The organism is Streptacidiphilus monticola, from assembly GCF_042658505.1.
In the GTDB taxonomy this organism is placed as follows: domain Bacteria; phylum Actinomycetota; class Actinomycetes; order Streptomycetales; family Streptomycetaceae; genus Streptacidiphilus; species Streptacidiphilus monticola.
Window position 1 is genome coordinate 1 of record NZ_JBHSQJ010000253.1, and the last position, 9,034, is coordinate 9,034.

13 protein-coding genes are annotated in these 9,034 nt (G+C 72.3%); 2 read left to right on the forward strand and 11 right to left on the reverse strand.

Annotated features, from left to right (window positions below; genetic code table 11):
• A partial coding sequence (locus tag ACFP3V_RS31965; RefSeq protein WP_380591399.1) for an oxidoreductase C-terminal domain-containing protein occupies positions 1-452 on the forward strand: 452 nt, incomplete at its 5' end.
• 242 nt (positions 453-694) lie between these two features.
• Positions 695-874 carry a hypothetical protein gene (locus tag ACFP3V_RS31970; protein WP_380591402.1) on the forward strand — a complete coding sequence of 60 codons (180 nt, stop codon included), beginning with the start codon at positions 695-697 and terminating at the stop codon, positions 872-874.
• A gap of 177 nt (positions 875-1,051) precedes the next feature.
• Here ACFP3V_RS31970 and ACFP3V_RS31975 read toward each other — a convergent pair whose 3' ends face one another.
• From ACFP3V_RS31975 to ACFP3V_RS32025, 11 genes are all read right to left on the reverse strand, one after another.
• Complete coding sequence (locus tag ACFP3V_RS31975) at positions 1,052-1,276, reverse strand: hypothetical protein (protein ID WP_380591404.1); 225 nt, start codon at positions 1,274-1,276, stop codon at positions 1,052-1,054.
• A 37-nt stretch (positions 1,277-1,313) separates the two neighbouring features.
• On the reverse strand, positions 1,314-1,511 hold the full coding sequence (locus tag ACFP3V_RS31980) for a hypothetical protein (protein WP_380591407.1): 198 nt from the start codon (positions 1,509-1,511) through the stop codon (positions 1,314-1,316).
• Positions 1,512-1,719: 208 nt separating this feature from the next.
• The gene (locus ACFP3V_RS31985; protein ID WP_380591409.1) at positions 1,720-2,421 is read right to left on the reverse strand and encodes a hypothetical protein; all 702 of its coding nucleotides are present in this window, start codon (positions 2,419-2,421) and stop codon (positions 1,720-1,722) included.
• A 110-nt stretch (positions 2,422-2,531) separates the two neighbouring features.
• Entirely contained in the window at positions 2,532-3,026 is a 495-nt protein-coding gene (locus ACFP3V_RS31990; protein WP_380591412.1) for a hypothetical protein, read from the reverse strand.
• Between the two features lie 118 nt (positions 3,027-3,144).
• Entirely contained in the window at positions 3,145-3,486 is a 342-nt protein-coding gene (locus ACFP3V_RS31995) for a hypothetical protein (RefSeq protein WP_380591415.1), read from the reverse strand.
• Positions 3,487-3,528: 42 nt separating this feature from the next.
• A complete protein-coding gene (locus ACFP3V_RS32000; RefSeq protein ID WP_380591418.1) occupies positions 3,529-4,419 on the reverse strand; it encodes a single-stranded DNA-binding protein in 891 nt (296 codons plus the stop codon).
• 106 nt (positions 4,420-4,525) lie between these two features.
• Positions 4,526-5,209, reverse strand: coding sequence for a hypothetical protein (locus tag ACFP3V_RS32005; protein WP_380591421.1), 684 nt, complete (start codon positions 5,207-5,209; stop codon positions 4,526-4,528).
• A 722-nt stretch (positions 5,210-5,931) separates the two neighbouring features.
• Positions 5,932-6,408: a hypothetical protein gene (locus ACFP3V_RS32010; RefSeq protein ID WP_380591424.1), complete on the reverse strand. Its 477-nt coding sequence runs from the start codon at positions 6,406-6,408 to the stop codon at positions 5,932-5,934.
• A gap of 409 nt (positions 6,409-6,817) precedes the next feature.
• Positions 6,818-7,960, reverse strand: coding sequence for a PD-(D/E)XK nuclease family protein (locus tag ACFP3V_RS32015; RefSeq protein WP_380591427.1), 1,143 nt, complete (start codon positions 7,958-7,960; stop codon positions 6,818-6,820).
• An 87-nt stretch (positions 7,961-8,047) separates the two neighbouring features.
• Positions 8,048-8,362, reverse strand: coding sequence for a hypothetical protein (locus tag ACFP3V_RS32020; RefSeq protein ID WP_380591430.1), 315 nt, complete (start codon positions 8,360-8,362; stop codon positions 8,048-8,050).
• 103 nt (positions 8,363-8,465) lie between these two features.
• The coding region (locus tag ACFP3V_RS32025) for a hypothetical protein (RefSeq protein ID WP_380591432.1) at positions 8,466-9,034 on the reverse strand (569 nt) is incomplete at its 5' end.

Consider the following 9,034-nt stretch of genomic DNA (forward strand, 5'->3'; position numbering starts at 1 on the left):
CCACGGACGAGCACCTGCACACATCCGCGCCCGACGTCTACGCGGCCGGTGACGTCGCCTGCGCCCACCACCCCTTCCTGGGCCGACACATCCGCGTCGAGCACTGGGCCAACGCCCTCAACCAGCCCCAGACCGCCGCCCGTTCCATGCTCGGCAAGGACGCCGTCTTCGACCGGCTGCCGTACTTCTTCACCGACCAGTACGACCTCGGCATGGAGTACACCGGCTACACCGACCCCGGCGGCTACGACCAGGTCGTCTTCCGCGGCGACCCGGCCGCCCGGGAGTTCGTCGCCTTCTGGCTGCTGAGCGGCCGCGTGGTCGCGGGCATGAACGTGAACGTCTGGGACGTCACCGGCCCGATCAAGCAGCTGATCCTCTCCCGAGCGCCCCTCGACCCTACGCGCCTGACGGACCCTCAGACGCCCTTGGAGTCCCTGCTTCCGCACTGACAAGGCAGGTGGCGGGGAGTGGCGACCCAAGCCAGCCCTCCGCTCACAGGGGGCGACTGGCCGCAGCCCCGCGTTCCAGCCCTCCCGCCGTATCCGCCAGCGCATCAAGGGACTGAGCAGGCAACCCGGCGGCGAACCTGCCGCGCCACCCAAAGCCCCCTCCAAGTTCACCCGCTTCGGGCAGCGGAATCCGCTTAACCCATCGGTTGCTTCGGGCAGCGGAATCCGCTTAACCCATCGGTTTGCGAGCGGTTGAGATGCACCTGGGCATGGACTTCGGTGGCAACGACGTGGCCACCGCCTGCGGCAGCGGCCACCACAAGTCCTTCTCCCGCACCACCCGCCACCACCAGGTCGTGCTCCTGGTCGACGAAGGCGGCACCGTTGACTGGGAGAGTCGGATCGTCACGCTCACCGGCTGACGGCACCTCCCGTCGGCTTCCGGGTCCTCGCCCAGGCCAGCTGCGCCAGGCGCACCCACAGGTAGGTCCACTGCGTGTGTTGGACGCGCCACCTGGCGCCTGTGCGTCGATCCGGCAGGACTCGGGAACGACGAAGGGCCCGCGCACTGGAGGATGCGCGGGCCCTTCGAGCTGTGACTACTCGGCGGGGAAGTCGTAGAAGGCGATGATCACCACGGTTCCGAGGGCGGTGCGGTGGTAGATCACGCGGACGTGGTCGGTGCGGTACTCCCACAGCGGGATCTGCCCCGGCTTCACGGGGCGTTCCTCGCCGATCGCGGGGTCCGTGCTGATCTCCACCACGGCCTGATCGAGGTAGCGCAGTTCCAGCGGAGACAGGTCCAGCAGGGAGTTCTGCACCACGTCGGTCCAGGCGACGGCCCGGCGCCGAGGCGCGTGCTTAGGCAACGTCGCGGGGCGACTCGAAACGACTGAACTTCTCGGCCATCAGGTCCTCCCAGGATCGCGTCACGTCAACGCCGTGCTCCGCGAGTTCCTGGAGCGAGGCGGCGAGCATAGTCTCGCCTGCCTGCTCGGCCTCCGTGGCCTGTTCGCGCAGACCGGCGGCTTCTTCGTCGTCAAAGACCAGACGTGCCACGTGAACCCCTATCCTGCCCGCTGCCAGCCGCAGCTCGGCCACCCACTGCGGGTGCCCGCCATGCCGGGCATTTACCCGTCGCACAGCTGCGCTCCCGCGCATCCGCGCCTCACCAACGTAATGCACACGCGGAACGATGTGTGCAACTTCGACGAGTAATGGGATGGACGCGGGCCCGGCGGCGGAAGGCGTCCGGGCGCTCGAGCGGTCAGATGAACTGGGCGGTGACGAGGCCGCCGGTCAGGGTGCCGGCGCGCAGTGCCTGCTGGTAGGCGCCGAAGGGCGGGTGGGGTGCCCAGATGTGGTCGTGGTCCAGGCGGCCGAGGAGCACGGTGACGGTGTTGCCGTCGGCGTGGACCAGGTCCCGCCAGACGGGCGGGACCACCATGGCGCCGTCGGTGAGGATCGGCCCGCTCGGGCCGTCGACGGCGAGGTAGCCCTTCGATCCGAAGCGGGCCTGCCATCCCGGGCTGGCCGGGAAGGCGCGGCCCAGCCCGGTCCCGGTGTGCAGACCGAGTGCGGTCAGGTACGCGGGGAGGGGGTCGGTGCGGTTGTCGAGGAGGAGCAGCTCTTCTTCGAAGGCGAGCAGCAGGACGGGCCGGGTTCCCTGCGGGGTGGGCACGCCGACGGCGCGGGGGATGAGTTCGACCGCGCCGGGCAGGGCGTTGCTGTCGGGGGCGTCGACGACGCAGGACGGCAGGCAATCGGCGTGAGCGAAGCGGGCGGAGTGGAAGGCGCCGTGGGCGACGATGACGAGGGATGCCGCCCCGCGGTCGGGGTGTCCGGGCTGGGTGCAGAGCAGGCAGGTGAAGTCCCGCAGTCGCTCGCGCAGTTCGGCGGCGTGCCGGGGGCCGATGAGGGCTTCGACGTCTTCGGCGATGTGCAGGCCGGTGGGCGTGGACGATGTCATGGCTGGGGCTCCTCGGCTGGGGGACAAGCTATTGGATCAACAAGCTGGCGATGCCGGGGCCGGTTCCGCGGAAGCGATGCGGGGCCGGCCCTGGCGTCGTTTGGGCGGGGTCAGCGCAGGGAGCGTGGGACGACGGCGATGACCTCGTCGCGTGCGGCGGGGTCGCACACGCCGGGCCAGTTCGGCGGGTCGTCGTGGACGAGGACGATGTCGGCGGGGTTGCGGTCGGCGTACAGGTCGCAGACGCCGCAGCGGTGGCTGGGGTCGAATTCGGCGGGCCGTGCCTCGTAGGTGCCCAGGTGGTAGGAGACGACGGGCATCGTGGCGCCGGGGAGGGTGGTGACGGAGCCGAGGACCAGGTCGCCGGTGATGATCTGCCCGGCGGGCAGCAGCCGCACTGCGGCCGGGTGGTAGCCGGGGCCGGTGTTGGGACCGTCCTCCGGGTCGGGCGGCTCCGGCCAGGTGACGACGACCGGGAAGAACTGCACCGGTGCGGTGCAGGCCGGGATGCGGCCCGGCGGCAGCATCCGCGAGGCGGGGGCGCTCGCGCGGCCCTCAGCGTCGTGGCCGCCGCCGGTGGTGCTGTACGTAGGGGTGGGGGGCATGGTTGCTCCTTCGTGGGCTGGTCGGGTGTGCTTGCGGTTCACGAGCAGGCGGTGCGGGTGCTGGCCAGGACGGGCAACGGGGTGCGGCCGCGGGCCAGTTCGGGTTCCTTGGTGCGGATCAGTCGATGAGGCCGGTGTGGTGCTGGTGGGCGCGTTCGGCTAGGGCGACGTAGGCGATGCAGGCCGGCGTGGACTCGAAGACGGCGAAGAGCAGGTCGATGAGCGCGTCCTCGCGACTGGTGCCGGGCTCCCACGCGCTGCCGGCGTGGGTGCAGCGGGCGGCGAGCTCCTCGTCGGTGAGGTGGGCGGCCTGGGCGAGCAGGTGGGTGCGGACGTCGGCGAGGGCCTGGCAGTACAGGGGGTGGCCCTCGGCGAGCAGGGCGCGCAGCCGGGTGGGGTCGGTGAGGTCCACGGCGTGGGAGGCGAGTTCGAGCAGGCGGGTGGTGGCGTCGGCGGACATGGGGTCGGGTCTCCTGGAGAGCGAAAGGGATCGGGCAGGGGGTCAGGTGAGGGCGTGGCCGATGTGCTGGACCGTCAGCGTGACGGCGGTACGGGGGATCTGGTCGGCGCCGGTGTAGTGGCGGCGGACCACGGTGCCGGCGAGCAGGACGTGCGCACCCGTGGCCAGGCTGGCGTGAGCCGACACCGCCTGGTCCCCGTGCAGGTCGCAGGTCAGCCGCTCCACGCTCACGCCGTCGACCTCCAGCGGAGCGTCGGGCGCGAGCAGCAGCCGCGCCACCGGTGCACCGCCGGCGGTGCGCAGCTCGACGTCCTGGACCACGGCCCCGGTCAGCACCAGGGGCGTGGGCAGTTCCTCGTCCGCGTACCGGGCGCTGCCGTCCCGTGGGGCCGGAATGACCGGGCGCGACGCCAGGTCCTCGTTCGCCAACGCCAGCGCGGGGGCCAGCTGCTGGTGCAACTGGTCCATCTGCACCGACTGCCGCCGCAGGTGGGAGTCGCGCTGCAGGTGCCCGCGCGCGGCCAGGTGCTGCGCGGCGGCCTCAGCCTCCGAGTCGGCGTAGGCCAGGACCTGGGCAGCGCCGCGGAAGCGGCGGCTGCGCCCCCAAGGGACGGGGTCGTGGCCCTGCTGCAGCACCGCCAGCCGCACCCCGGGCCAGCCGGAGGCGTCGAGGGGCTGCAGGTCGATGTCGACGACGGCGGCCGCGCGGGGGTCGTGCAGGGCGTTGAATCCGTAGGGGCGCAGCCAGGGGACGGCTTCGGTCAGATGTTCGCGCAGTGCGGTCGCGGTCGGCTGGGCCCCCGTGCGCCGCAGGTGGGTCAGGTGCAGGGCTAGTGCGGCGAGGGCGGTGGGAAGGCCGGTGTGGTCGGTCAGCGGCGCGGAGGCGGCGATCCGGGTGGTGATGCCGCGCTGGTCTGTGACACGGATCTGCAAGATGAGCAGCTGCGGGAGAGGGGTGGATGGTTGGGCGAGCGGAGTACTGGTGGCGGGCGACGGCATGGAAGGCCTCCGATCTGGCTGATTCGATAATAGAGGAAAATTAGGCTGCGGTCACCCCCCTTTCGACACCTGGAAGCGAGTGCGCCCACTGACGGCCAGTCAGAGCCCGCCAGCGGTCCTCGAATCCGGGCCGGGCCTTGTCCCGGACTGTCGCCGGCGCGACGACGAGGAACGCCTCCGCGCGGGGATACGCGTCGCCGGGCGGCAGGTACCACAGGCGTCGGATGCCGGACAGGGCGCCGGTCAGGTCCTTGAACTTGCCTTCCTGGGAGAGTCGGTGGAGCAGTTGGGTGCAGTGGCTGTAGCTGCCGTGAGCGAGCGCGGTGACGGACCGCCAGGCGGTGCCCTTGCGCGGGGTCAGGCTGCAGCCCATGGCGCCGCGGCAGGTTGGCACGGTGCCGTGGTCGCGGGTGCAGGCCTCAGTTCTGGGGTGGTGGCACCACCAGCTGGGCCGGGTGCACTGGTTGCCGTGCAGGTGCCGGCACAGGTCGGTGCGGGCTGCGGTGTAGATCCGGCGGACGTCGAACACGGCGGCCGGGGTGCGGCGCAGCAGGGCGCGGTGGGCGGCGAGCAGCGGCTGGTTGCGGGGGTCTTGGGCCAGGCGCCCGGCGAGGCTGTCCGTCCCGTACAGGGGGGAGCGCTCGTTGAGCGCGAGGGCGGCGTGTTCCAGCATCAGCGCCCGCAGCGCGGCCTTGGGGTGGGCGCGGAACCGGGCCTCCAGCACGGGCCTGCCGGGTCCAGCCGCGTTCGATCAGCGGGTACCAGGGCTCGCACAGCACCCGCCCGGCCCGGGCGTTGCGCTGCTCCTGCAGCTTGGCGTCCTTGTCGGCCCGGCGGGTCTCGTCCGCGTTGTAGCCGATCACCCGCCGCACCCGCTGCCCGGCCAGGGCCAGTTCCGCCCAGCGGTCCAGCACCCAGCCCTTGTACTTGATCGAGCACTCATGAGGTCCTGCCAGTGAGGGCAGGGTGCCGGCGCTCTCGTGCTCGTCGCCCAGGCGCCGCGGCCCGGCCGACCAGATCCGCTGCGAGGAGCGGGAGTCGTCCAGGACCGTGATGCCGTCGGCGTCGACGGCCCCGGCGCGCGCTACCTGGACCAGCCTCACCCTCGCCGCGCGGAGGCGGGGCAGGACGTGCTGGTCGGCGAAGTCCAGGGAATCGCGCCACTCTTCGCCGACGACGCTGTGGACGACGGTCAGGTCGGACAGGTCCGGCAGCAGGCCGAAATCGGTCGGGTCGTCCAGGACCATGAGCAGCCAGGCGGTGGATTCCACCCCCAGGCCCCAGTTGAGCTGCGTCAGCATCCGGCCGCTGGGCGCCGGGGGCGCGGGGTCGAACAGCAGGGACTGCGTGAAGTCCACGACGGATCCTCCTTGGCGTGGGGCCCGGCGCGGGGGCACAGTCAGCCTGTCCGTGGCACGGCTGTGCCCCCGCTGCGGTGGGCTGGGGTTACTGGGCTGGGGGCGCGGCGAGGTGCGCGAGGATGCGGTGCGCGAGGGGCACCGTGAGCTCACCCACGGCCACCCGGGCGGTCCCGTCCGTCTCAACCGCCAGTTCGTGGAAGACGCCGTTGCCGTCCTCGATCTCGGCGATGCTGCCGTCCGGGGTGGGGTCCTCGATCGTGTACTCGCCCTGCGTGTCCTCGCCGTCGGTGAGCAGCAGGTTCACCAGCTCCTGCGCCACGGCAGGCGCGAGGCGCTCCGCCCGCAGGTCGACGACGCACGCGTCGGTGATGCGGGCCGTGCCCGCGGAACCGTCGGGGACGTCCCAGCTGGTGATGACCAGGCCCAACTCCTGCGTGTCGGTGGGGGTGAGGGCGGGCAGGGCGGTGCGCAGGTAGGTGACGGCGGCGTCGCCGGCGGTCTGCCGGGCGGCTGCCCAGGCGGTGCGTGCGGCCTGCTCGGCGGGCGTGTGGGTGAGGGGCATGGATGGGCTTCGCTTTCCGTGCAGGGGGTGGGGGCTCCCGTTCCAGGGCCGGAGCGGGAGCCGGATGGGGGCCGGCGGCAGGGAGCCGGGGTGAGGACGTTGATGGAGCGGACCAGGCGGCCGTGTTGGGCGTGATCAGTCCTCCGCGTGGTCCTGGAGGTCGACGCGGTGCGTGGTGCCGTCCGGGCCCGTCACGTGAAAGACGGTTGCGGTGCTGCGCGGATTGCGGTGGATCGTCAACGCCTTACGGGCGGCGTCCTCGGGGGAGGCGGCGTCGAAGATGTCGATCTCCCAGACGACGGTGTTTCTGCTGGACCGGTGTGTGGTGGAGGGTCATATCGGCCTCGCTTCCTGAGTGCGGTGGGGCCCCCGCCCTGGCGCTGGGCGGGGCGGGGGGCTTGATGGGGTGTCAGTGCGTGGGCGCGGCGGTGACGTTGATGGAGCGGCGGGTCGTGGCGGTGGTGGTGCGTTCGGGGATGGCCAGTCCTGCGGCGAGGAGGTTGCGGGTCATCGCGCCTACGTCGGGGACCATGGGGACGGGGATGCCTGCGTCCTCGTGCAGGTCGACCATGGCCTCGACGTTGGGTTCGGTGACGGGGTTGCCGCCGGTCCAGGACAGCTGGTTGGGGCCGTAGATCCCGGCGGGGGCGTTGTCGAGCTTCTTGCGGGCGAGCTGCTTGATGGCCTCGCCCCGGCGGGCGATCTCGTGGCCGCGGACGTAGTCGGCGAGGGCGGCGGCGCGGTCGGCGTCGTCGTGGACCAGGACGGTCTGCGGGGCGACGCCGGGCGGGTCGGTGGGCGGCCAGCACAGTGACCGGAACGCGCAGTGGTCGCAGACCGTGGACAGGCCGGGGCCGTCGAAGTCCCGCGGCGCGTCCTCGGGGGTGGGGTAGTCGTGCAGGCGCTCCACCCACCAGCGGGCGGCCTCGGCCTCCCAGTCGTCGTAGCCGAACTCCTGGATCACCTCGTCGCCGTTGTCCCGGTTGACGAACCGCAGCCGCAGGGTGCGGACCGGGACCGGCCCCAGCTTGGCCAGGTGCCGTTGCCCGGGCACGTCCTCGAATCCGGCCGTGTGCAGCAGGCGGGCGTAGGTGTAGAGCTGGCGCAGCTCGGCGGCGGTGGCGCCGTAGCGCACCACCCGGTCCCACACCCTGGTCGACTTCGTCTTGATGTCCTCCACTGTCACCCCGTCTGCCGGGTCGGCTGGGACCTGGGGGCGCAGCCGCTTGGGCAGCAGGCGCGCGGTCGCCTCGTCCAGTTGCACGGCGTCGATGTGACCGCGGATCAGGTGGTCCGCGACGCTGGTCTCCACCAGCCATCCGAACCGGGTGCGGGCGGCGTGCAGCAGGCCTTCGTGGATGTAGGTGCCGAGCATCGCGGCCCGCTTGTCGGGGTCGTCGCTCGGCGCGGTGCCGGCGAGCCGGTAGGCGGCGCGGCGCTGGCAGGTGGTGTCCGATGCCCCCAGCTGGGTCTGTCGGGAGCGGGGGCGGTCGTCGTCGACTTCCCGTGCGGCCTGCCACAGCGAGCGGTCGGGGGCGGGAGCGGTCAGCATGGGTGATGCCTCCGAAGGTCACACATGGGCAGGGGCGCAGCCGGTGGTAGGACCCGGCTGCGCCCCTGCGGGGCGTTACGGGCGTGGTCAGTCGTTGGCCCAGCCGAAGAACAGGAAGGCGCGGCCGCCGCCGGGGGTGGTGGGGGTGATCTCCAGGCAGCCCGCCGGGCCGAACGAGTCCTCCACGCGCGGGTCGTTCCGGGCGATCAGGTCGACGGCGAGGCTCATCGCCTCGTCGTGCGGGCGCACGCTGGTGTCGATGAGGACGTACTCGTCCTTCATGGCGACGGTGCCGCTGTCCTCGCGCCACCCGTACTCGGCGGCGGCCTCCTGGCGGATGGCGTCGAACGCCGCCTGCGGGGTGGTGGCGGTGGCGGTGAGGTAGAAGGTGACGGCTCCCACGGGGGCTCTCCTTGTCAGGTCGGCGTGCGGCACGATCGGTGCGGCACGCGGAGGGGGTCATCGCCCCGCCAGGGCTGGGGCGAGGACCTTGGGCACGGGTCGCTCAGGCGGAATCGCCTGTGTCGTCGGCCTCGGCGGCGCGGGCGTGCGCGGCGCGCAGCTTGTCGGCGTCGCTGGCGGGGAAGTCCGCCAGCTCGCGGCGCGGGTTCTCCAAGTCCTGCTTGCGCTGGCGGATGGCGGCCTGGACCACGGCGGCTTCCTCACGGGTCAGCCCGGACTTGTCCGGGTTGGTCTCCCGCCACAGCGCGGCCAGTCCCTCCACGGTGTCGGTGCCGGAGACGCGGGCCAGCCAGGGCGTTGCCCGGTCGGCGACCAGGGCGGTCATCTGCCTCGGCTGGGTGTCCACCGAGCAGCCCAGCCGCTCGAACACCAGCTCCTCAAGGTCGAGGTGATCCAGCGTCAGCGGCTTGCCCGGCGGCACCGGGAACGTCAGCGAGCGGGTCTTGATGACCTGCGGCCGCTCCTCGCGGCGCAGCCGGATCCACACCGAGCAGTCGAAGCCCAGGTCACGCTGCGCCTGGACGCGCCACTCGCGCTCGACCTTGTTGCCGCGCTTGACCGGCTTGCCGTCGTCGTCGATCGCGGTGACTTCCCGGCCGCGGGCGGTGATGA

Excerpts from the sequence above, each read along its gene's own strand:
- ACFP3V_RS31990 (WP_380591412.1), bottom strand. The coding sequence starts at position 3,026 with ATGCCCCCCACCCCTACGTACAGCACCACCGGCGGCGGCCACGACGCT.
- ACFP3V_RS31985 (WP_380591409.1), bottom strand. The coding sequence starts at position 2,421 with ATGACATCGTCCACGCCCACCGGCCTGCACATCGCCGAAGACGTCGAA.
- ACFP3V_RS31995 (WP_380591415.1), bottom strand. The coding sequence starts at position 3,486 with ATGTCCGCCGACGCCACCACCCGCCTGCTCGAACTCGCCTCCCACGCC.
- ACFP3V_RS32015 (WP_380591427.1), bottom strand. The coding sequence starts at position 7,960 with ATGCTGACCGCTCCCGCCCCCGACCGCTCGCTGTGGCAGGCCGCACGG.
- ACFP3V_RS32010 (WP_380591424.1), bottom strand. The coding sequence starts at position 6,408 with ATGCCCCTCACCCACACGCCCGCCGAGCAGGCCGCACGCACCGCCTGG.